The 21,840-nt window shown below is 55.3% G+C and carries 17 protein-coding genes and 2 rRNA genes (1 of these 19 only partly in view); 9 read left to right on the top strand and 10 right to left on the bottom strand.

Annotation, left to right across the window (positions count from 1 at the left end):
• Nucleotides 1-11: 11 nt before the first annotated feature.
• Entirely contained in the window at nucleotides 12-728 is a 717-nt protein-coding gene (locus ACTG2T_RS09855; RefSeq protein ID WP_330125308.1) for a substrate-binding periplasmic protein, read from the bottom strand.
• 298 nt (nucleotides 729-1,026) lie between these two features.
• On the opposite strand from ACTG2T_RS09855, the gene ACTG2T_RS09850 reads away from it, so the two are divergent.
• Complete coding sequence (locus tag ACTG2T_RS09850; protein ID WP_330125309.1) at nucleotides 1,027-1,566, top strand: hypothetical protein; 540 nt, start codon at nucleotides 1,027-1,029, stop codon at nucleotides 1,564-1,566.
• Nucleotides 1,567-1,609: 43 nt separating this feature from the next.
• Here the strand turns inward: ACTG2T_RS09850 and ACTG2T_RS09845 are convergent, their stop codons facing one another.
• Entirely contained in the window at nucleotides 1,610-2,809 is a 1,200-nt protein-coding gene (locus tag ACTG2T_RS09845; protein ID WP_330125320.1) for a 3-deoxy-D-manno-octulosonic acid transferase, read from the bottom strand.
• A 236-nt stretch (nucleotides 2,810-3,045) separates the two neighbouring features.
• Here ACTG2T_RS09845 and ACTG2T_RS09840 point away from each other — a divergent pair, with 236 nt between their 5' ends.
• Entirely contained in the window at nucleotides 3,046-4,107 is a 1,062-nt protein-coding gene (locus tag ACTG2T_RS09840) for a glycosyltransferase (RefSeq protein WP_236758168.1), read from the top strand.
• 46 nt (nucleotides 4,108-4,153) lie between these two features.
• On the opposite strand, the gene ACTG2T_RS09835 is transcribed toward ACTG2T_RS09840, so the two are convergent.
• The 4 genes from ACTG2T_RS09835 to rfaD form a co-directional block, all read right to left on the bottom strand.
• Nucleotides 4,154-4,912, bottom strand: coding sequence for a glycosyltransferase family 25 protein (locus ACTG2T_RS09835; protein ID WP_127007243.1), 759 nt, complete (start codon nucleotides 4,910-4,912; stop codon nucleotides 4,154-4,156).
• Nucleotides 4,909-6,156, bottom strand: coding sequence for an O-antigen ligase family protein (locus tag ACTG2T_RS09830; RefSeq protein ID WP_330125310.1), 1,248 nt, complete (start codon nucleotides 6,154-6,156; stop codon nucleotides 4,909-4,911). Before ACTG2T_RS09830 ends, ACTG2T_RS09835 begins: the two co-directional genes overlap by 4 nt.
• Nucleotides 6,157-6,163: 7 nt before the next feature.
• Nucleotides 6,164-7,924, bottom strand: coding sequence for a polysaccharide deacetylase family protein (locus ACTG2T_RS09825; protein ID WP_330125311.1), 1,761 nt, complete (start codon nucleotides 7,922-7,924; stop codon nucleotides 6,164-6,166).
• Nucleotides 7,925-8,042: 118 nt separating this feature from the next.
• Nucleotides 8,043-8,999, bottom strand: a complete 957-nt coding sequence (gene rfaD, locus ACTG2T_RS09820; protein ID WP_005340846.1) for an ADP-glyceromanno-heptose 6-epimerase — start codon at nucleotides 8,997-8,999, stop codon at nucleotides 8,043-8,045.
• Between the two features lie 158 nt (nucleotides 9,000-9,157).
• Here rfaD and ACTG2T_RS09815 point away from each other — a divergent pair, with 158 nt between their 5' ends.
• The 5 genes from ACTG2T_RS09815 (at nucleotide 9,158) to ACTG2T_RS09795 (ending at nucleotide 15,206) form a co-directional block, all read left to right on the top strand.
• Nucleotides 9,158-9,802 carry a TetR/AcrR family transcriptional regulator gene (locus tag ACTG2T_RS09815; RefSeq protein ID WP_005340848.1) on the top strand — a complete coding sequence of 215 codons (645 nt, stop codon included), beginning with the start codon at nucleotides 9,158-9,160 and terminating at the stop codon, nucleotides 9,800-9,802.
• Between the two features lie 115 nt (nucleotides 9,803-9,917).
• Complete coding sequence (locus ACTG2T_RS09810; protein ID WP_005342487.1) at nucleotides 9,918-11,108, top strand: glycine C-acetyltransferase; 1,191 nt, start codon at nucleotides 9,918-9,920, stop codon at nucleotides 11,106-11,108.
• A 55-nt stretch (nucleotides 11,109-11,163) separates the two neighbouring features.
• Complete coding sequence (gene tdh / locus ACTG2T_RS09805; RefSeq protein WP_330125312.1) at nucleotides 11,164-12,192, top strand: L-threonine 3-dehydrogenase; 1,029 nt, start codon at nucleotides 11,164-11,166, stop codon at nucleotides 12,190-12,192.
• 197 nt (nucleotides 12,193-12,389) lie between these two features.
• Nucleotides 12,390-12,845 (top strand): c-type cytochrome, encoded by a 456-nt coding sequence (locus tag ACTG2T_RS09800; protein ID WP_019444987.1) that lies wholly within the window; start codon nucleotides 12,390-12,392, stop codon nucleotides 12,843-12,845.
• Nucleotides 12,846-12,929: 84 nt separating this feature from the next.
• Nucleotides 12,930-15,206, top strand: coding sequence for a putative bifunctional diguanylate cyclase/phosphodiesterase (locus ACTG2T_RS09795; protein WP_330125313.1), 2,277 nt, complete (start codon nucleotides 12,930-12,932; stop codon nucleotides 15,204-15,206).
• A gap of 2 nt (nucleotides 15,207-15,208) precedes the next feature.
• Here the strand turns inward: ACTG2T_RS09795 and rep are convergent, their stop codons facing one another.
• On the bottom strand, nucleotides 15,209-17,221 hold the full coding sequence (gene rep / locus ACTG2T_RS09790; protein ID WP_330125314.1) for a DNA helicase Rep: 2,013 nt from the start codon (nucleotides 17,219-17,221) through the stop codon (nucleotides 15,209-15,211).
• A gap of 181 nt (nucleotides 17,222-17,402) precedes the next feature.
• On the opposite strand from rep, the gene ACTG2T_RS09785 reads away from it, so the two are divergent.
• The gene (locus tag ACTG2T_RS09785) at nucleotides 17,403-18,623 is read left to right on the top strand and encodes an aminotransferase class V-fold PLP-dependent enzyme (RefSeq protein WP_330125315.1); all 1,221 of its coding nucleotides are present in this window, start codon (nucleotides 17,403-17,405) and stop codon (nucleotides 18,621-18,623) included.
• A gap of 13 nt (nucleotides 18,624-18,636) precedes the next feature.
• A complete protein-coding gene (locus ACTG2T_RS09780) occupies nucleotides 18,637-19,071 on the top strand; it encodes a SufE family protein (protein ID WP_201948443.1) in 435 nt (144 codons plus the stop codon).
• Nucleotides 19,072-19,092: 21 nt separating this feature from the next.
• Here ACTG2T_RS09780 and tcdA read toward each other — a convergent pair whose 3' ends face one another.
• From tcdA to ACTG2T_RS09765, 3 genes are all read right to left on the bottom strand, one after another.
• The gene (gene tcdA, locus ACTG2T_RS09775) at nucleotides 19,093-19,929 is read right to left on the bottom strand and encodes a tRNA cyclic N6-threonylcarbamoyladenosine(37) synthase TcdA (protein WP_330125316.1); all 837 of its coding nucleotides are present in this window, start codon (nucleotides 19,927-19,929) and stop codon (nucleotides 19,093-19,095) included.
• A 193-nt stretch (nucleotides 19,930-20,122) separates the two neighbouring features.
• Nucleotides 20,123-20,237: ribosomal RNA gene (rrf, locus tag ACTG2T_RS09770) — 5S ribosomal RNA — on the bottom strand.
• A gap of 83 nt (nucleotides 20,238-20,320) precedes the next feature.
• A 23S ribosomal RNA gene (locus tag ACTG2T_RS09765) occupies nucleotides 20,321-21,840 on the bottom strand (it continues 1,370 nt past the right edge of the window).

Raw genomic sequence — 21,840 nt, 5'->3', positions numbered from 1 at the left:
GCAACCCCCTCTCAACGCCCCCACAGCCGAGGGGTTGGCTCCACCAGCGAGGCGAGCGGCACCCGCGCCACCACCTGACGCATACGCTGCACCAGTTCGGGATTGCCATCCCCCAGCGACTTGTTCAGCACAATATGCACCTGCAGCGGGGTGACCGGCAGGTAGATGAGGCGGGTCGCCGCAGGAAGTTTGGCGCGAAAATGGTTGGCGGAAATATCGTTGGAGAAGAGCGCGGCATCAATCCGCCCGCGCAGCAACTTCTGCATGTTGCCATGCTCCCAGCTGAGCTGGGAGAGGGTGTCGATATGGATCTGCGGATGCTGCAACAGCGGCGGCACGATCGCCTGACTCGACCAGCCGATGGTGGTGCCGTAGAGATCTTCCTGCCGCTCGACCGCGTGAAGTCGCGATGGTACCAGTACCACCAGCACCGGCCGCAGCTGCAACAGGTGGGGGTCGATATAGCGAAAGTGACGAGCACGCTCGGGACTGTAGCTCAGCAGCGGGGTCAGATCGCACTCGCCGCTCTCGAGGTTGCTGAGCAGCCGCGCCACATTGAGCCCCTGCCACTCGATGGTATGCCCGATCGCGGGTTCGATATGACGGCGAAAGTAGTCGATCACCGGCCCGGAGACCTCGCCCTGCTGATCGATGGTAACCAGCGGCGCCAGCTGGAAGACACATCCCCGCAGTGGCGCGTTGATCGCCACGGCCTGGCTGATGGTCATAAGAGGGAGAAGAAGTGCCGATAGCAGTAATACCAAACGCGTGCCCGAACGAGAGATGCCCATAGGTGCCCACCCGATGCCCTGATAGCCATCAGCATGGCACAAGGCAAAGGGGCGGGCTATCCGCTCCCGCCGCGCTTCGACCTCTTGCGCCACCGACTCCCATGACCAATGAGCCCCGTTTTATTGCGGTGAAAATCAATAATTCAGCTGCTTTGATGGATTTTGGTCTCTTGAGATATAGTGCGGCCCCATTCATCAAACCGGCGGGTGAGCGCCCCGCCGGACAGGTAGATTCATGAGACTGTTTTTGCTGTGGTTGTCGTTGTTTGCTGCGACTGTAAGTTCTGATGAAAAGCCGCGCCTGCCCTATTACGACTGGGGTCGCTGCCCGTTTGAAGGTTGTACCTATCAGTCGTGGACCACCAAGCAAGAGGTGATCGTCAGAGCCGAGCCATCCCTGACTGCCAAAGCGCTGTTCCGGCTACCCCGCGGCCAACAGGTGGAAGGACTGACCGGGGTTGTCATTACCGAACAACCGGGGATCGTCGAGATACTCAGATCTGTCAAGCTGGGCTACAGCAAGGAGGGCAAAGGGCCGCTGTTGAATATGAAGGCAGGGGAAACGCTTTATATCCTTGGCGGACTGGGCGAAGGCAATAGCCTGTTCTGGTACAAGGGCAAAACCTACATTCTCGATTATGACTATGCGCGCAAAGAGATCAGATACGGCCGGTCACCGCAGAACCAGTGGTGGGTAAAAATTCGGGACAAGCAGGGGCGTGAGGGTTGGGTTACCGAAGCCAAAAACTTCGCCCATATGGACCGTTTCGAATAGTGACAGCCAGCCCCCCGAGATAGGGGAGCTGGCCGTGGATAACTCACTGCTTGGGTTGCAGCTTTATCTCTTGCAGATACTCCAGCACCTGGGTTTTGTAGTCCGCCTGATAGGAGAACTTGGTGCTGTCGCACGCCGCGATCAGGTTCACCGCGGTGCAGAACAGGGTGGCTGCCAGCAGCCCCTTGCCAACCCACAGCGGATAACGACGGCTCCAGCGCACCAGTAACAGCAGGATCGGGAACAGGGCGTAGGGGAATATCAGCATCAGGTGCCAGTAGTTGAAGATGATGGGCGACAGCGCCGCACTCACCAGCACCGCCAGCACCGCCGCCAGCGCATAGAGGCCGAGCCAGCTTTCACCATCCACTGGCGCGCGGTCGCTGCGCAGCAGACGCGGCTTGAGTTCACGCCACAGCTGCCAGTTGGCCTTTGCCGCCAGCAATACGGTCGCCGAGCCTACCCCGTAAATCACCACCCGCCAAAGCCAGACTGCCGCCATCTGCAAGTATTCATGGCCTGCCAGCCAGATGAACTGGGTATCGTTGACCAGCTTGCTGGCAAACAGCCAGGAGCCGTAACGCAGCCAGTAGAGCACCGATTTCAACACCGGATAGACATGCACCAGCCCCCAGCCGATATAGCGCTGACGCGCCTCGGGATCGACGTTCTGGGTGATGTGGCTGTTGCTCATCACTTCCATGGCGTAAGGGATCAGGGAGGCACCGATCAGCAGGGTAGCCACCACCACCCCGCTCCAGCTCACCTTGAGAATGCGGCGCCAGAACAGATAGGTGGACATTACCGCCAGCAGCGGCCAAGAGTAGTGCAGCTGCATCGCCATGCCGATAGCCAGCAGGTGAACGATCATGTGCCAGAAGGAGGCCCGCTCGCGCATATGCCAGGCAGACCAGCAGTGCATGGCCGAGAAGAGGAACAGATAAGAGGGGTTGTAGAGCAGACTCTCGTACTGGAACCAGGGGTTAAGCCAGCAGAGCACCAGAAACAGCAGACGCACCCTGTCATCAAACACCTGACGGATCACCGCATCAAACAGCAGAAACCCGACCAACCGCATCGCCAGCAGCAACACCATGGGGGCATAGGGAGAATCCCACAGCAGCAGCGGCCCGCCAATCAGCCAGGCCGACAAACTCCCCGGCACATTGCCCACCGCACTCGCCGCATTGCCATAGCTGAGCCAGACCCCCTCATAAGCCCCAAGGTAACCCTTGTAGAGCATCTGGGTCTGATCGCCGGTGAGGAGTTGGTGATCGGAAAACAGCCAGGAAAGCAGCAGCCCGGCAAATATACAGGCCGCGAATAATGCGTTATGGTAGCGCCCACTAAGACCAATCATTGATCCACACCTATTGAAAAAATTGCTAACGACTTTAACAGTTGCCACCTGATTTTGCTCGTTTACGATTCACATTTTTAGTAGATTTACCAGTCAGTTATGAGACCCGCGGAGCAGTTATGACCCCACCAGTTAAAAAATTTTTATTCATTGTTGAAGACTTGTATGGTGGTGGTGCGGAAAAGGTTCTGCTCAATACCGCATCCTTGCTAAAAGATGCCGGTGCAGATGTAACTTTGTTTACCTTGCGGGAAAAAATAGACCATACGCTACCTGACAACATTCACCCGATTAATCTTGGCATTGTCACAAAGCTGACTAAAGCCATATCCAATGTTGCGGTTGAAAAAATACAAGCATCTCTGATCTTGAAAAAAGTCAAAGAGATCTCGCCTGACGTAATTATCTCATGCTCATGTGACAAAATTACCAGACACCTGCCTGATACACTGAATATTTATTACTGGATCCACGGTAATATCACTGGCTTTGCCAAAAACAACGCCAAAGGATATGAAAAATTCAAGCGCTTCTATAATGGCAAGAAACTGATCTGCGTATCTCGTGGCATTGCGGACGACATTTTACAAAATGTAAAAGCCACACCCAAATCGTGTCAGGTTATATACAATCCGTTTGATATCGAGAAAATTCAGGCGTTGGCTAATGAGCCTTTCAGCAAGCCATTCGACAAGTATTTTATCCATGTCGGCACCTTCGAAGAGCGGAAACGCCACGATCGCCTCTTGCAGGCATATCAGCTAAGTGGCGTTGATACGCCACTCATCCTGATGGGCAAAGGGGAGCGACGCCCTCACATTGAAGTCATGATCGAAGAGATGAACCTTGCCAGCAAGGTGAAGATCATCGACTTTCAGAAGAACCCCTACCCCTATATCAAAGCAGCTCAGGCGCTCATCCTGACATCCGATGCTGAAGGATTGCCAACAGTGCTTATTGAAGCACTTATCTGCCACACCCCGGTGATCAGCGTGGATTGTCCGTCTGGGCCGGCTGAGATCATCACCTCTGATATAGAGAGATATTTAGTTCCTTTAAATGATGTTCATAAACTAGCTCTGGCTATTTCTGATATGGATGACTACCGTGCCATTATAAATGGTAGCTTATCTAAAGCGTTCTCCAAAAAAGAAACTGTCACTACTTTTATGTCTCTATAAAAATGGTGATTTTATATTTAAACCACCATTTTTAGTTAAAAAACAATCAACGTCGAAAATTTTTAATATAGATAGCAATATTAAATAAATAGCTTAATAAATCGCCGCGAAAACGAAACACTTCTTTTCTCGCTCTCGAAAATAGAGAGCGTTTTCCTTTGTTTTCTCGTTCAGAATATCCAATTTCAGATGGCAGGTCTGTTTGCAACACGATCGGAGGCTCAATACCATAGTCACAAACACCATGAATATGTTCACTATCCATATAATCATCCACTGGCCACCACCATGACTCTGAGTAACTGAGAAATTTTTCCGCAGCTGTAGGCGACAGCGCGTATCCATGGCAGCAACTCGGCCCTCTCAAATACTTGACGAGTGAGTGCCCCTCTACTCCACTAAGATGTTGCATAGAATAATATGCGCCAAATATTGGCATCTTTTTAAGTGGTCCTCGCCCTAATCGCACATAACGATAATGTGATAAGATATCATCGAGGTCTTTGACACAATTTAAAAACGAATCTGAAACATCTACATCATCCTCTAAAATTAATATTGGCTCTTTTAATAAAACACACTTTGCCCACAATGCTCTATGACTTGAAAAACAGCCTCTTTCACCCAGAGTTAGTGAGTGACCCTTCTCTTTTATTCTTTGCTCATCATCATATCCTGGAGTTTTTTCTACGCGACCATCTACCGCGGAGAAAAACTCAAATGCAATGCCTAAACCAGACAAATGCTTTGTGATACGCTCTCTACGCTCACTGGAACGTTCCAGACTAACAACATATATCTTCATTGTTGATTCTCATTATTAATTGAAACTGATAGTGCCAATACTAAAGAGAAGACAAAAAACGAGATGCCTGAATTATGACAAAAATAGGCTTGACTAAGATGATAGTCAGCTGTTGTCAAACAAGTGACAATAACGAGAACGCCTCCACTATATGCAGGCGACTCTTGTGCCATAATCGAGAACCTCTTCCTCACCAATAGGATAGGAACACATAGCATGGCAAGCAGTACTAACAACCCTATAATTCCACGTTTTGCCATCTCTTCAAGATATTGGTTATGTGCATGATAGTTGAAGTTATATATGAAATTAGTGATTTTATTTTCTTTTAATTGTTGTTTCTGTGACTCACGTAAACCATTTTGTCCCCACCCGAAAAATGGCTTCTCCTTAAATGAATCCCAAGCACTCCCCCACAATTGAAAACGAATGCCAAGCGATGTATCCAAGTTAGTACCATCAATGTACTGTTCTATATCAGTTTTCGCAGCATAAAATCTTTTCAACATGCCTGTTTGAGGTGTAAGCACCATAGCCATAACAATTGCAAACAAAAACAACAATCCTTTTTTTTCATTATTTGTAACAATTTTTCTATACAGAATTAATATCGAAATAATCACGAATGGAAGCAATACCCAACCACCTCTGGCCCCGGATAAGAAGCTCCCAGTAAAACCAGAAATTGCACCTAACATATAAAGGTAAGAAAAATACTTAGCATTTTTAACTCGATACCAAAAATAGCCACATAGACAAAAAAGGCCAAGTGACATGCTAATATTTCCAGATTGTATTGGCATTGAATAAAAATCGAATGCTCGCTCATATCCGAGATAGAATTTATCGTAAATTGCGGTGCTGGCTGCTATTAACGCACCACAAACGAACCCACAAAGTAAAACTTCCAACTTAACTTTATGTTTAGCAAGTATAGGGATCACTAGAGCAGCCATTAATGCCCGACTTGGTCTATCTAATTGGCTAAATGAACTACCATCGACAATAACAGATATTAAAAAAAGAACGAAGTATGATAAAAGCAATGATGCAATTATTTTATGTTCTTTCTCCATGGCAGAGAGGTACTCTTTACGCCAAAAGACAAAAAGACTCACTATTGCCAGCAACACGGGGCCATATGAGTATCCACTTGGAACAGCAAGAGCAAGCGCGCCAAACAAAAAAGCCGAGGTTTGCACCACAAGAGGTACAAACCTCTCTTTATTCACTAAGACCATCATTCTTTTCTCACTTTCTAAAAACATAATTCCCACGAATTTTGCGCCACAACCCGAATACATCGGTACGGGGGAAGATGGCAATCCGACGGATCTGGAAAGGGTCCTGGTGCATTGCTTTGGGGCCGCTATTGGTAGCAACGGCAAAACGATACCCGGCAGCGATAGCCTGCTCCTTGGCACTCTCGTTCATATCTCCGTAAGGGTAGGCAAACGAGAGCAACGGATGGCCAAGCAGGGCCTCCAGTTGGCGTTTATTCTCCTGAATTTCATGGGCTTGTTGTTCGGGTGTGAGCTTGCTCAAGCGGGGATGGGTCAGGGTATGACCACCAATTTCCACATGACCGCTGGCGGCCAACGCCTTGACCTGCTCACCACTCATCAATGAAACCTTGGTGTCCGGATTGGTCGGATGCTCTACATCCCAACGGTTATAGCCTTCACCGGTGACCACGTACACCACGGCTTTATAACCATTTTTTTCCAGCAGCGGCAGCATGCGGGTCAGGTTGTCCTGATAGCCGTCATCGGCGGTGATCATCAGGTACTTCTTGCCGTATTGCAGACGGTGGATAAAGCCTTTGTCCGCCAAATCGCGGAAAGTCAGGGTTTCGTAGCCGAGCCACTTCATCAGTCGCAGATGCTTCTCGAACATGGTGATCGGCATCCAGGTGCCATGCACCCCTTTCTCGCTATCCTGTTCGATAAAACGGTGGTACATGATGACGGGCATCTCGCGGCGCAGGGTTTCGACTACGGCATCCTGATAGATGGTTTCGAGGCCAGATACTACCCCCTGCAAGCCATACTCATCCTGAATGCGTTGGCGAATGGCTTCCGGCACCACCTTGCTTGTGAGGGCCGATTCGATTTCGCCCTTCAGCGCGGCAAAATCGATGGCCAGATCCTTGGGGCCGATATCGCCAAAATTACTCGCCAGAGCATCATCCAGATTCTGTTCGGTCACCAGGCCAATGGCCCTGGCTTCACCAATGGCAAAGGCGGGCCGGCCGCAGAGCAGCGCTTCCATCGCCACCCGACCGGCACCGATCACCAGATCACACCCTGCCAGCAGAGCAGGCACATCATCGACATAACCGACAAACTCGGCACGATCCTGAAAACGGGCAAAACGCTCGGGCACGCGGGTACCGCTGACAATCCGTACCTTGCAGGCATCCAGATCGAGTACTTCATCGAGCAGACGGTAGCAAAGCTCCCCTTTGGGGCCGCTCAAACGGCCAATGATGGCGATCACCGGCTTTGGGTTGTCCGGCGCTGGCACAGGCTGGAATTTGTCGGTTTCGATACCGTTGCGCAGCACCTGCACTATCGCGGGATCGACCCCCAGATTGTCGACAATCTGATGGGCAATATCCTCACAAACGGCAACTGCCCGATAGCCGAGAGCATGGAATGCCTTGCGGGACGCGTGCACCGGCTGGCGACCATGAACCGTGGTGATCATCGGGGTGCCAGTCAGCTTACAGGCTACGTAACTGCTCCAGCCGGAGGCGCGGGAGTGAGCATGCACCAACTGGATATGGTACTTCTTGATGAGATAGATGAGGTAAAAGACGTGCCAGAAGCGGCGCAATATGCTGCGCTTGTTGAATCTCAGTTTGAAGACGGGGCCAAGCGTCGGCTTGGTCAGGGTATCTGACACATAAAAGACGTTGTGACCACGCCGGGTCAGTTCGTTACCGACCGTAGTGGCATAGACCTCAGCTCCCGTTACCTCGAGCTGGGAGAGTGCCATCAATATATTCATCGCGCGGTTACCCGGTAGAGAAGAGAGGAACGGCAAGCAGCCACAGAGACCAGAAACCGGAAGCAGGCGAGTGCCCACTTCCGGTTTTGCGCTCAAACTGCCGCGTTGTGCTCACCTGTTAGCGGTTGAGCCAAGCCATGTAATCCGCTACCCCTTCGGCAACGGTTTTGAACTCGGCGTCATAACCCACGCTGCGCAGCTTGGTCATGTCAGCCTGGGTGAAGCTCTGGTAGCGACCCTTGAGGTGATCCGGGAAGGGAATGTACTCAATGGCTCCCTTCTGATGATGCTTGATCACCGCTTCGGCCACGTTCTGGAACGGCTCGGCACGACCGGTACCGCAGTTGAAGATGCCGGAGTGCTGCGGGTTCTGCCAGAACCAGAGGTTTACCTTGCAGACGTCGTCGATATAGATGAAGTCACGCATCTGACCACCGTTCGGGAAGCCATCGCAACCTTCGAACAGCTTGGGATTCTCGCCCTTCTTCACCTGGGTATTGAGGTGGAAGGCGACGGAAGCCATGGAGCCTTTGTGCTGCTCGCGCGGGCCGTAGACGTTGAAGTACTTGAGGCCGACGACCTGAGAGTTGATCTCCGGCATCCAGCGGCGCACGTACTGGTCAAACAGCTGCTTGGAGTAGCCGTAGACGTTGAGCGGCTGTTCGAACTTGGGATCTTCGATGAAGTTGTCGTTGCGGCCACCGTAGGTCGCGGCAGAAGAGGCGTAAATGAACGGGATTTCACGCTCGATGCAGTAGTGGAACAGATCCTTGGAGTACTCGTAGTTGACCTCCATGATGAACTTGCCGTTCCACTCGGTGGTAGCAGAGCAGGCGCCTTCGTGGAAGATCACCTCGATGCCGTTGTCCCACTCTTCAAACTCGTCACCGGAGACGATGCGCGCCTGAAACTCGTCTTTGTCCATGTAGTCAGCGATGGTCAGATCGACCAGGTTGACGAACTTGGTGCCGTCGGTCAGGTCATCAATGACCACGATATCGGTCCGTCCTTGAGCGTTCAGCTGCTTGACCAGATTGCTGCCGATAAAGCCAGCACCGCCAGTTACTACGATCATGGAGTTTGCCTCTCGTACGTTGATGGCTACATGTGACTGCTTGTTAAAGCTGTGTATAGTGAGCCAATTTGAAATTGCCGAAAAGTTTATCACGGGCCGTCCGGGGATTCGACCTTGTTCAAAACTGCCCCGAGCGGAACCTGTTGGAGGAATGAGTGATGAAAACCAGAGACAGGATCATTCACAGCGCGACCGAGCTGTTCAACGATCAGGGTGAACGCAACATCACCACCAACCACATTGCGGCGCACATGGGCATCAGCCCGGGCAACCTCTACTACCACTTCCGCAATAAAGAAGACATCATCCACTCCATCTTCGACCAGTATGCCCGTCACCTGAGCGAGAGCTTCGTGCCGACCCGCAACCGTGAAATCACCCTGCAGGATCTGATGGGCTATCTCGATGCCATCTTCTATCTGATGTGGCAGTTCCGCTTCTTCTACGCCAATCTGCCGGACATCCTGAGCCGTGACGAGCCGCTGCAACAGAAGTACCTCAAGGCCCAGGAGCAGATGCGTTCTTCCGTGGTCGCGCTGCTCAGAAGCCTGCGCGAAGGGGGCATCATAGATGTCAGCGATGAAGACCTGCCGGATCTGGGCCAGACCATCAAAATGGTGGTGACCTGCTGGATCCCGTTCCAGATTGCCCAGGCCCCCAACACCCGCATCACCAAACCTCTGCTCTATCAGGGCGTGTTGAAGGTGCTGTTCCTGCTGCGCCCCTATGTGCAACCCCAGGTGGCCGGACAGATCCAGCAACTGGAACAGCACTACCGTCAGCTGGCCCAACCAGCTGGGTGAGATCTGTTTCACATTTGTTGAATATCAGCACAATCATTTGAATTTACCGCAACAGATTGCAGTAAAATGTCGCCCTCTGTTGATACGCAGCTGAAATAGCCACTAAGGATCGAGGATGTCTAACGGATTCTATCGTCACCTGACCGAGCAACTGAACCAGGTGCAAGCTGAAGGGTTGTACAAGCAGGAGCGCATCATCACCTCCGCCCAACAGGCCAGCATCGCCGTCGGCGGTGAGCAGGTACTGAACTTCTGTGCCAACAACTATCTGGGATTGGCCAACCACCCGGATCTGATCGCCGCCGCCCATCAGGGACTCGACAGCCACGGCTTCGGCATGGCCTCGGTACGCTTCATCTGCGGCACCCAGGATCAGCACAAAGCGCTGGAGCAGAAGATGTCTGCCTTCCTCGGCACTGAAGACACCATCCTCTACTCCTCCTGCTTCGACGCCAATGGCGGCCTGTTCGAGACCCTTTTCGGTGCCGAAGATGCCATCATCTCCGATGCCCTCAACCACGCCTCCATCATCGACGGCGTGCGGCTGTGCAAGGCCAAGCGCTATCGCTACGCCAACAACGACATGGCCGAGCTGGAAGCCCAGCTCAAGCAGGCTGACGCCGATGGCGCCCGCTTCAAGCTGATCGCCACCGACGGTGTCTTCTCCATGGATGGGGTCATCGCCGACCTCAAATCCATCTGCGATCTGGCCGACAAATACGATGCGCTGGTGATGGTGGATGACTCCCACGCCGTCGGCTTTATCGGCGAGAATGGTCGTGGCACCCACGAATATTGCGGCGTGATGGATCGGGTCGACATCATCACCGGCACCCTGGGCAAGGCGCTCGGCGGCGCATCCGGCGGCTATACCTCCGGCAAGAAAGAGGTGATCGACTGGCTGCGTCAGCGCTCCCGCCCCTACCTCTTCTCCAACTCGCTGGCCCCCTCCATCGTTGCCGCCACCATCAAGGTGATCGACATGCTGGCCGAAGGTCACGACCTGCGCGCACGTCTGAAAGAGAACAGCCGTTACTTCCGCGAGCGGATGAGCGCCGCCGGCTTCACTCTGGCAGGCGCCGACCACGCCATCATTCCGGTGATGCTGGGGGATGCCAAACTCGCCTCCGAAATGGCGAGCCGCATGCTGGCAGCCGGCATCTATGTGGTGGGCTTCTCCTTCCCGGTCGTGCCCAAGGGTCAGGCGCGCATTCGCACCCAGATGTCTGCCGCCCATACCCGCGAGCAGCTGGACAAGGCGATCGACGCCTTTATCCGCATCGGCCGTGAACTCGGCGTTATCTGATTTGAATCAAGGGGCTGCAGCCCCTTTTTTCTGCATTCATATTGAAGGAACAGCCATGAAAGCACTCTCCAAACTGCACAAAGAGGTCGGCATCTGGATGACGGATGTACCGGCCCCCGAGCTCGGCCACAACGACCTGCTGATAAAGATCCGCAAAACCGCCATCTGCGGCACCGATATCCACATCTACAACTGGGACGAGTGGTCCCAGAAGACCATTCCGGTACCCATGGTAGTCGGCCACGAATATGTCGGCGAAGTGGTCGCCATCGGTCAGGAGGTGCGCGGCTTCGCCATCGGCGATCGGGTCTCCGGCGAAGGGCACATCACCTGCGGTCACTGCCGTAACTGCCGCGCTGGCCGCACTCACCTCTGCCGCAACACCATTGGCGTTGGCGTCAACCGCCCGGGCGCCTTTGCCGAATATCTGGTGATCCCCGCATTCAACGCCTTCAAGTTGCCGGACAACATCCCGGACGAGCTGGCTGCCATCTTCGACCCGTTTGGCAATGCGGTGCACACCGCCCTCTCCTTCGATCTGGTGGGTGAAGATGTGCTCATCACCGGTGCAGGCCCCATCGGCATCATGGCCGCCGCCGTCTGCCGCCATGTGGGTGCGCGCCACGTGGTGATCACCGACGTCAACGAATACCGGCTGGAGCTGGCCCGCAAGATGGGCGCTACCCGCGCGGTCAACGTGGCCAAGGAGAAGCTGGCCGACGTAATGAGCGAGCTGGGCATGACCGAAGGGTTTGACGTGGGGCTGGAGATGTCCGGCGTCCCGAGCGCCTTCCAGGAGATGCTCGACAAGATGAACCACGGCGGCAAGATCGCCATGCTCGGCATCCCGCCCTCCACCATGGCCATCGACTGGAACAAGGTGATCTTCAAGGGACTGTTTATCAAAGGGATCTATGGCCGCGAGATGTTCGAGACCTGGTACAAGATGGCCAGCCTGATCCAGTCCGGGCTGGATCTCTCCCCCATCATCACCCACAGATTCCACATCGACGAATTCCAGCAGGGGTTCGATGCGATGAGCTCCGGCCACTCCGGCAAGGTGATCCTGAGCTGGGATAAATAGGCCGTTTCACCCCTTGGTTACCCGAAACCCGGCGAATGCCGGGTTTCTTTTTATCTCCACCACCCAAATTGCCGTGATATCGCCCAAAACTTTGTACGCAGACTGTTTAACACTTCACACACAAGCGTTTAAATGGCTGTAACTATTCGGTTATAATCCCGTCGTTTACATGGATAATAAAAGACTGCTGGGAGTATATGAGCGTGTTGAAAAAACTGAGCTATTTGCTGGCTGTCGGGATGACGGCCGCCAGCTTGTCTGGGGCAGTGCTTGCTGCCGATGAGATGTCACCGGAGGCCATTGCCGAGCGGATCAAACCAATCGGTCAGGTCTATACCGCCAAGGATCTGGAAGGTATTGCCGGCGCGAGTGCTGCTCCGGCGGCGGCCGCCTCCTCCGGTCCCCGCGATGGCGAAACGGTATACAAGGGCGCCTGCTTTGCCTGTCACGACACCGGCGCCGCTGGTGCCCCCAAACGGGGTGACAAGGCAGCCTGGGATCCTCGCATCGCCCAGGGCATTGATACTCTCAAGAAACATGCCATTGAAGGCTTTACCGGCAAGTCCGGCATGATGCCTCCGCGCGGCACCTGTGCGAACTGTAGTGATGAAGAGATTGAAAACGCCATCCACTACATGATCGACAAGCTGTAAGTATTTGAAAGGGCCGCAATTGCGGCCCTTTCAATCTATCGGCTTCCGACTACTCTTGTAAGGTAGACATATCGGGAGTTGCACATGTCGTCCCAATCCATCGAACCCCATTACTCAACTCCTCTGTTGGCGTTGGTCTCTGCCATTATGGACTTCCCGGCGCCACAAACCGCCACGTCTGACGATTACGATGCCCTGATCCAGCAGATTGACCAACTCTGCCCGCTGCAACATTTCGGCATGCTGGGCCTCTCCGATACCGGTCTGAACTGGCTTTACGCCTACAAGGTCAGCGATATCTTCAAGCAACAGCTGGGCCGTGAGCAGTCCCGCATCACCGATCAACTCACCCAGCTGGATGAAGCCGAAGGGTGGTGCGTCTTCCCCATCGAGCATGGCCAGATACAGTGGTTGCTGGCGCGTGGCACACCAGCCGACCTGCCGACCCTGCGTCTGCTGCTGGAGTGTCTGGCCAAACGGCTGACCGAAACCCAGGCGGGATCCCATCTCACCGAGCTCCCTTCACCGCTGATCCGCAAAGACCCGAACTGGAAAAAGAAAATCGAGAGCATCAGCCGCATCATGCGGCTCGCCAATACCCTGCCAGCTCAGGCGCTCTTCTCCCAACTGGAGGCGGTACTGCGTCAGATGCTCACCATTGAGGACATGTTGCTGGTCAGGCTAACCAGTCAGAAGCTGGAAAAGATCTACCCTGCCCATCCCCATCAGGGAGACGAGTTCATCAGCGGCTTGTGCCACAGCACCAGCAATATCGAGGTGAGCAGGGAGTCCCGCTACTGGCACAGCATGCCGCTGCGGCTGCAACAACAGTACTTCGCCCACTTCATCATCAGCACGGCTCAATCGCTGGAGACCGACGACAAGCTGTTTCTCGACTTCCTGCGTGGCCAGCTCACCCTGCTGCTGGAGCTGAGACGGATCCGCCAGCAGCTCAACGACATCAATACCGAAGACTCCATCAACCAGCGGCTGCAACAGCTGCGTCAGACCAACCTCAGGCTGCAAAAGCAGCTCAAGCAGCATCAGGAGCTGGAACGGCGGTTGCAATTCGATGCGCTTCACGACCCGCTGACCCAGCTGCCCAACCGCGCGCTGTTGATGAACCACCTCAACCATGCCATGACCCACTACAACCGCTACAAATCGCCGGGATTCGCGGTGATTTTTATCGATGTGGATCACTTCAAGCAGATCAATGACACCCTGGGCCACAGTGCTGGCGATCAGCTGCTCAAGGAGGTGAGCCGCCGCCTGCAGACCTGCATCCGGCAAAACGATCTGGTGGCCAGACTGGGGGGCGATGAGTTCGTCATCTATCTGGACAGCAGCAAGAGCGACGATGACATCAGCCCGGTGCTCAACCGCATTATCAGCCGTCTCTCATACCCGTTCCGGCTACTCGGCAACGAGTTGAGCATTACCGTCAGCCTGGGGGTATCGAGCGTCTCCGAGCAAACCTCAGATATCAGCCAGCTGCTCCATCAGGCCGATCTGGCCATGTATCAGGCCAAACGCAATGGTCGCAGTCGCATCGTCAGCTACTCGGATGATTGCATCAACCAGAACTGGAATTCGCCGGAAGAGATGCTGGCCAGAGCCCTGCGGGAGGGGCGTATCGTCCCCTACTTCCAGCCGGTGATCCGGCTGCAGGATAGCCGCCTGACCGGACTGGAGGTGATGGCGCGCTGGCTGACCGAGGAGGGGATTCTGAAGGATGCGTTCGACTTTATTCCGCTGGCAGAGCAGTGTGGTCTGATACTGGAGCTGGATTACCAGATCCTGCGCCACACCTGTCAGCAACTGAAGAACTGGCTGCCAATCTCCGGGCAGAGCAAGTTCAAGGTCGCCATCAATCTGTCGGGCAAACATCTGGTCAACCATGACCACATCATGCGGCTGATGGGAATTATCGAAGAGGAGGGGGTCGCCCCCGGCTATCTGATTTTTGAATTCAACGAGCGGGAGCTGTCGCGGCAAGATTCCGATGCGCTGGCATCCCTGCATGACCTGAGGGCCAAGGGTATCCAGATCAGCCTCGATGATTTCGGCACCGGCTTCTCCTCCCTCAACGCCCTGTTCCACTTCCCGGTGGATTACATCAAGGTGGATGACAGCTTTACCCAGCGGATGCTGCAATCACCCAAAGATTTGGCACTGATCCGCGCCATGCGGGATATCTGTCAGGATCTCGATTACACCCTGGTCGTCGAGGGGATCGAGAACCAGCAGCAGTTGCAGAAGCTGATTGATATCGGCTGCCGGATGGGGCAAGGGCGCTATATCTCACCGCCCATGCCGGGAGCAGACATAGTACCGCTACTGACCCCGGCCAATCCTTAGGGTTAATCCTTCTTGAACAACGCCCGCAGGTTGGCAACACCGACCTGCCCCTTCTGCTGGCGCTCCTCGGCAGTCACCTTCTTCTGGTTCTCCCATTCAAGGTCATCCTGCGGCAGCTCCAGCAAGAAGCGGCTCGGCTCTGGCCGTACCGACTCGCCAAACTGACGCCGCTCCTTGCAGAGGGTGAAGGTCAGTTCGGTCTGAGCCCGGGTGATCCCCACGTAGGCGAGACGCCGCTCCTCCTCCACGTTGTCTTCATCTATGCTGGTCTGGTGGGGCAGCAAGCCCTCCTCCATCCCCACCATGTAGACATAGGGGAACTCCAGCCCCTTTGAGGCATGCAGCGTCATCAACTGCACCTGATCCGCATCATCTTCCCCCTCGTTGCGCTCCATCATGTCGCGCAGGGTGAGGCGAGTGACCACCTGAGCCAGCGTCATCGACTCCTCCAGCTCATCCCCTTCCAGCATCTCGGTGATCCAACGATAGAGAGTAGAAACGTTCTGCATCCGCATCTCGGCCGCTCTCGGGCTGGGGGAGGTCTCGTAGAGCCACTCTTCGTAGTGGATCTCCTTGATCATGTCCCGCACCGCCTCCACCGGATTGCCACGCAGCGCTTGATCGCCAAGGCGTACCAACCAGTTGGTGAATGCCTGCAGGGCCACGAGTCCGCGCCCGGAGAGGTGCTGCTCGAGCCCCAGCTCGAAGCTGGCGGCAAACAGGCTCTTGCCGCGCTGATTGGCATACTGACCCAGTTTTTCGAGGGTAGTGGGGCCAATCTCGCGGCGCGGCAGGTTGACCACCCGCAGGAAGGCAGTGTCCTCATCCGGATTCACCAGCAGCTTGAGGTAGGCCATGATGTCCTTGATCTCGGTGCGGGAGAAGAACGAGGTGCCGCCGGAGATGCGATAAGGAATCCGGTTGGTCATCAACGCCTTCTCGAAGATGCGCGACTGATGGTTGCCCCGATAGAGGATGGCGTAATCCTTGAACCGGGTGCGGTTCATAAACTTGTGTCCCATCATCTCGGCGGCGATCCGCTCCGCTTCGTGCTCCTCGTTCTTGGCGAACAGCACCTTGAGCTTCACCCCCTCATCCAATTCGGAGAAGAGCGCCTTGTCATAGACGTGCGGGTTGTTGGCGATCAGAATGTTGGCGCACTTGAGGATCCGCCGCTTGGAGCGGTAGTTCTGCTCCAGCTTGATCAGCTTGAGGCTGGGGAAATCTTCGCTCAGCAGCACCAGGTTCTGCGGCTTGGCACCTCGCCAGGAGTAGATGGACTGGTCATCGTCCCCTACCACGGTAAAACGAGCCCGCTCGCCGACGATCTGCTTCACCAGCTCGTATTGGCTGGTGTTGGTGTCTTGGTACTCATCGACCAGCAGATAGCGGATCTTGTTCTGCCAGCGCTCGCGCACCTCCTGATTGCTCTTGAGCAGCAGGGTCGGCATCACGATGAGGTCGTCAAAATCCAGCGCGTTATAGGCCACCATCTGGCGGTGATAACGCTCGTAGAGCTGGGCCATCAGCACCTCTTCCGGCCCGCGGGCTATACGCATGGCTCGGGCGGGCAGGATGAGGTCGTTCTTCCAGTTGGAGATCTGGCTGATAAGGGCCGAGAGCTTGTCCTTGTCGTTGTCGAGCTCGTCTTCAGTCAATTCTTTCAGCAGCGCCAGCTGATCGGTATCGTCGAACAGGGAGAAGTTGGCCTTGAGATTCAGGCTCTTGTGCTCCCGACGGATGATCTCGAGCCCCAGAGTATGGAAGGTGGAGACCATCAGCCCCCGCGCTTCCTTGCGGCCCAAAGTCTGGCCGACCCGCTCCTTCATCTCCCGCGCCGCTTTGTTGGTAAAGGTGACGGCGGCGATGTTGCGCGCACTGTAGCCGCACTGCTGCACCAGATAGGCAATCTTGTTGGTGATGACGCGGGTCTTGCCCGATCCGGCACCCGCCAGCACCAGGCAAGGGCCGGAGACATACTTGACCGCTTCGTTCTGATTGGGGTTGAGCTTCATGGGCCGGATCTCTTGGCTTATGATGAGGGGCGGCATTGTACCAGAAATCACCCGACGAGCCGTACCTGCTGCACGGCAGGCAACCGCCAATCGGGCTTATCGCGCCTTGTGTTCGGGCGCTATTTTCAGGATCATGGCCGACCTTTCGAGATGATGACTTTTTCCAGATGATGAGGGGAGCATGAATCAGCAACAGCACGACCAACTGCGCAGCCAGTTTCCGGCCTTGACGCAGGAGGTAAACGGCCACCCTCTGGTCTATCTGGACAACGCCGCCACCACCCAGAAACCGCAAGCGGTACTGGATGCCATCGCTCACTACTATCGGATCGACAACGCCAACGTGCACCGTGCCGCCCACACCCTGAGTGGCCGCGCGACCCGTGCCTTCGAGGCCGCCCGCGAAACGGTCGCCCGCTTTATCAATGCGCCCCGCAGCCACGAAGTTATCTGGACCCGTGGTACCACAGAAGCGATCAATCTGGTAGCCCAGAGCTGGGGGATGAACGAACTCAAGACAGGGGACGAAATCATCCTCAGCACGCTGGAGCACCACGCCAATATCGTCCCGTGGCAGCTGGTCGCCCAGCGTACCGGCGCGGTGATCCGGGTTATCCCACTCGATAAGCGGGGCGATCTCGATCTGGCCGCCTATCACGCCATGCTGGGAGCACGCACCCGGCTGGTGAGCGTGGCCCACGTATCCAATGCCCTCGGTACCGTCAATCCGGTCGCCCAGATAGTAGAGGCCGCCAAAGCGGTTGGCACCGTGACGCTGATCGACGGCGCCCAGGCGGTGGCTCATCTCGAGGTGGATGTGCAAGCCATCGGTTGCGACTTCTACGCCTTCTCCGGCCACAAGCTCTATGGCCCGACCGGCATCGGCGTGTTGTGGGGCCGCACCGAGCTATTGGAACGGATGCCGCCCTGGCAAGCCGGTGGCGAGATGATCGATCGGGTCAGTTTCAGCGGCACCACCTTCAATACCCTGCCCTTCAAGTTCGAGGCGGGCACCCCCCATATCGCTGGCGCTATCGGCCTCGCCGCCGCCATCGACTTTGTGATGGAGCAAGACCGGCAATGGCTCGCCAACCATGAGCAGGCACTGACCGACTATCTGGTAGCAGGCCTGCAACAGGTGCCGGGGCTGCATCTGATCGGCGAACCCAATCAGCGCGCCGGTGCGGTCTCTTTCCTGATAGACGACATCCACCCGCAAGATGCTGCTACCCTGCTCGACATGCAGGGGATCGCCCTGCGAGTCGGCCATCACTGCGCCATGCCATTGATGGAATCGCTCGGGATCGGCGGCACCATGCGCGCCTCGCTGGCCTGCTACAACAATCGGGATGATGTCGACGCTCTGCTGGCCGCCCTGCACAAACTCAGTGACTTCTTCTAAGGCAGATAACCGAATGAGTGACCTCGCAAGCTATACCCAGATTGGCCTTGAGCCCAACGCCGACACCATCCGCCAGCAGTTTGCCGCCGCTCACGGCTGGGAGAACCAGTACCGGCTCATCATCCAGCTCGGCAAACAGCTGCCAGCGCTACCCGGCGAATGGCAGCAGGAGGAGTTTCGCCTCAAGGGGTGTGAAAGCCAGGCTTGGCTGAAGGGAGAACAAAGCGAGGATGGCTGCTGGCATTTTGCCTGTGATTCCGATGCCCGCATCGTGCGCGGGCTGATCGTTATCGTGCTGGCGGCGCTTAACCACCAATCGTCTGCGGCGATCCAGGCTTTTGATATGGAAGGGTATTTTACCGAACTGGGGCTTGAGAAACACTTGAGCCCGTCACGAGGTAACGGGCTCAGAGCGATCGTGCTGGCGATCCGGGAGCAGGCAGTCTAATCCGCCTTGTGCAGAGGTCGATTAGGCTTCGCCAATCGACCCTACTTCTTCATTCCCGGCTTCTTTCTCAGCGCGGGCCCCCCGCTCGGCAATCTTCTTCAATACCCGGGACGCGGCAACCAGCCCAAAGGTTGCCGTCACCGGCGTCACCGCGCCAAAGCCGGAGGCGCAATCCATCTTCATGGTGCCATCGCTGGCCGCTTTTGCCTGACAGGTGCCACCATTACCATCCGGATAACTCAGCTGCTCGGTTGAGAAGACACATTCCACCCCGAATTTGCGCGCCGGATTCTTGCTGAAGTTGTGCAATCGGCGCAGGTCGGAGCGCACTTTCGCAGCGAGCGGATCCTGAATGGTCTTGGCCAGATCGGCCACGGTGATTTGAGTCGGATCCATCTGCCCGCCGGCACCACCGGCCACAATTACCGGTATCTTGTTGCGCTTGCAGAAGGCAATCAGCGCCACCTTGGCCTTGACCGAGTCGATGGCGTCCACCACATAGTCAAACTCCCGCTTGATATGCTCGGCCAGATTATCGGCAGTGACGAAATCATCCACCTCGATCACTTCGCAATCCGGATTGATGGCGCGAATACGCTCGGCCATCACCTCGGTCTTGAGGCGACCAACCGTCCCCTTCATGGCGTGGATCTGGCGATTGGTGTTGGTGATGCAGATATCGTCCATATCGATCAGGGTGACCTGGTTGATACCGGCGCGGGCCAGCGCCTCCGCCGCCCAGGAGCCCACGCCACCGATCCCCACCACACAGACTTTCGCCTGGCTAAAGGAACGCAGGGCATTCTGACCATAAAGACGGGCAATGCCCCCGAATCGCTGTAGATATTCTGCTTTCATACCACCACCTTGCTTGAGGGCGGCCATTATAGCGACAACCACCGCCAGCGGCGATGGCATAACCGGAGAAAATCGGGGAGGAAAAACAGAGAAAACGGCAGGGAAGAGAGAATAAAAGGTCAATTATCAGCCAACTTTCTGAATGGCAGCCAATAAAAAACCCCGCTCGATGAGCGGGGTTCTTAACTTGGGTGCCTGGCAGTGTCCTACTCTCGCATGGCGAATGCCACACTACCATCGGCGCTACCGCGTTTCACTTCTGAGTTCGGCATGGGATCAGGTGGTTCCACGGCGCTATGGCCGCCAGGCAAAAATCTTCAATCTGAGAAAGCTGACGTAAGTAGTTCGCTTGGTATTTGCTACAAGCCTTAGAACACTTCTTGGGTGTTGTATGGTTAAGCCTCACGGGTAATTAGTATGGGTTAGCTCAACACGTCACCGCGCTTACACACCCCACCTATCAACGTTGTGGTCTCCAACGGCCCTTTAGGACCCTCAAGGGGTCAGGGATGACTCATCTCAGGGCTCGCTTCCCGCTTAGATGCTTTCAGCGGTTATCGATTCCGAACTTAGCTACCGGGCAGTGCCACTGGCGTGACAACCCGAACACCAGAGGTTCGTTCACTCCGGTCCTCTCGTACTAGGAGCAACTCCCTTCAATCATCCAACGCCCACGGCAGATAGGGACCGAACTGTCTCACGACGTTCTGAACCCAGCTCGCGTACCACTTTAAATGGCGAACAGCCATACCCTTGGGACCGACTTCAGCCCCAGGATGTGATGAGCCGACATCGAGGTGCCAAACACCGCCGTCGATATGAACTCTTGGGCGGTATCAGCCTGTTATCCCCGGAGTACCTTTTATCCGTTGAGCGATGGCCCTTCCATTCAGAACCACCGGATCACTATGACCTACTTTCGTACCTGCTCGACCTGTCCGTCTCGCAGTTAAGCTGGCTTATGCCATTGCACTAACCTCCTGATGTCCGACCAGGATTAGCCAACCTTCGTGCTCCTCCGTTACTCTTTGGGAGGAGACCGCCCCAGTCAAACTACCCACCAGGCACTGTCCGCGAGCCCGATTCAGGGCCCTGCGTTAGAACATCAAACATACAAGGGTGGTATTTCAAGGACGGCTCCAGCGCAACTAGCGTCACGCCTTCAAAGCCTCCCACCTATCCTACACATGTAGGTTCAATGTTCAGTGCCAAGCTGTAGTAAAGGTTCACGGGGTCTTTCCGTCTAGCCGCGGGTACACCGCATCTTCACGGCGAATTCGATTTCACTGAGTCTCGGGTGGAGACAGCATGGCCATGGTTACACCATTCGTGCAGGTCGGAACTTACCCGACAAGGAATTTCGCTACCTTAGGACCGTTATAGTTACGGCCGCCGTTTACCGGGGCTTCGATCAAGAGCTTCGCTTGCGCTAACCCCATCAATTAACCTTCCGGCACCGGGCAGGTGTCACACCCTATACGTCCACTTTCGTGTTTGCAGAGTGCTGTGTTTTTGATAAACAGTCCCAGCCATCTGGTCACTGCGACTCCCAACTGCTCCATCCGCAAGGGACTTCACTGTCAGGAGCGAACCTTCTCCCGAAGTTACGGTTCTATTTTGCCTAGTTCCTTCACCCGAGTTCTCTCAAGCGCCTTGGTATTCTCTACCCGACCACCTGTGTCGGTTTGGGGTACGATGACTTGTAATCTGAAGCTTAGAGGCTTTTCCTGGAAGCAGGGCATCAATGGCTTCCGCACCGTAGTGCGTTCGTCTCGTGTCTCAGTGTTGTGTCTCCGGATTTGCCTAGAAACACCACCTACGCACTTTCACCAGGACAACCGTCGCCTGGCCCACCTAGCCTTCTCCGTCCCCCCATCGCAATTACAAGTCGTGCAGGAATATTAACCTGCT

This window comes from Aeromonas sp. 75A (assembly GCF_051919425.1).
Lineage (GTDB): Bacteria > Pseudomonadota > Gammaproteobacteria > Enterobacterales > Aeromonadaceae > Aeromonas > Aeromonas veronii.
The sequence above is the reverse complement of the archived record's forward strand: the minus strand, read 5'-3'. Positions and strand labels throughout refer to the sequence as shown.

Excerpts from the sequence above, each read along its gene's own strand:
- tcdA (WP_330125316.1), bottom strand. The coding sequence starts at position 19,929 with ATGAAAGCAGAATATCTACAGCGATTCGGGGGCATTGCCCGTCTTTAT.
- ACTG2T_RS09850 (WP_330125309.1), top strand. The coding sequence starts at position 1,027 with ATGAGACTGTTTTTGCTGTGGTTGTCGTTGTTTGCTGCGACTGTAAGT.
- rep (WP_330125314.1), bottom strand. The coding sequence starts at position 17,221 with ATGAAGCTCAACCCCAATCAGAACGAAGCGGTCAAGTATGTCTCCGGC.
- ACTG2T_RS09815 (WP_005340848.1), top strand. The coding sequence starts at position 9,158 with ATGAAAACCAGAGACAGGATCATTCACAGCGCGACCGAGCTGTTCAAC.
- ACTG2T_RS09825 (WP_330125311.1), bottom strand. The coding sequence starts at position 7,924 with ATGAATATATTGATGGCACTCTCCCAGCTCGAGGTAACGGGAGCTGAG.
- ACTG2T_RS09855 (WP_330125308.1), bottom strand. The coding sequence starts at position 728 with ATGACCATCAGCCAGGCCGTGGCGATCAACGCGCCACTGCGGGGATGT.
- ACTG2T_RS09780 (WP_201948443.1), top strand. The coding sequence starts at position 18,637 with ATGAGTGACCTCGCAAGCTATACCCAGATTGGCCTTGAGCCCAACGCC.
- ACTG2T_RS09795 (WP_330125313.1), top strand. The coding sequence starts at position 12,930 with ATGTCGTCCCAATCCATCGAACCCCATTACTCAACTCCTCTGTTGGCG.
- ACTG2T_RS09840 (WP_236758168.1), top strand. The coding sequence starts at position 3,046 with ATGACCCCACCAGTTAAAAAATTTTTATTCATTGTTGAAGACTTGTAT.
- ACTG2T_RS09785 (WP_330125315.1), top strand. The coding sequence starts at position 17,403 with ATGAATCAGCAACAGCACGACCAACTGCGCAGCCAGTTTCCGGCCTTG.
- ACTG2T_RS09830 (WP_330125310.1), bottom strand. The coding sequence starts at position 6,156 with ATGATGGTCTTAGTGAATAAAGAGAGGTTTGTACCTCTTGTGGTGCAA.
- ACTG2T_RS09810 (WP_005342487.1), top strand. The coding sequence starts at position 9,918 with ATGTCTAACGGATTCTATCGTCACCTGACCGAGCAACTGAACCAGGTG.
- ACTG2T_RS09800 (WP_019444987.1), top strand. The coding sequence starts at position 12,390 with ATGAGCGTGTTGAAAAAACTGAGCTATTTGCTGGCTGTCGGGATGACG.
- ACTG2T_RS09835 (WP_127007243.1), bottom strand. The coding sequence starts at position 4,912 with ATGAAGATATATGTTGTTAGTCTGGAACGTTCCAGTGAGCGTAGAGAG.
- rfaD (WP_005340846.1), bottom strand. The coding sequence starts at position 8,999 with ATGATCGTAGTAACTGGCGGTGCTGGCTTTATCGGCAGCAATCTGGTC.
- tdh (WP_330125312.1), top strand. The coding sequence starts at position 11,164 with ATGAAAGCACTCTCCAAACTGCACAAAGAGGTCGGCATCTGGATGACG.
- ACTG2T_RS09845 (WP_330125320.1), bottom strand. The coding sequence starts at position 2,809 with ATGCTCTACAAGGGTTACCTTGGGGCTTATGAGGGGGTCTGGCTCAGC.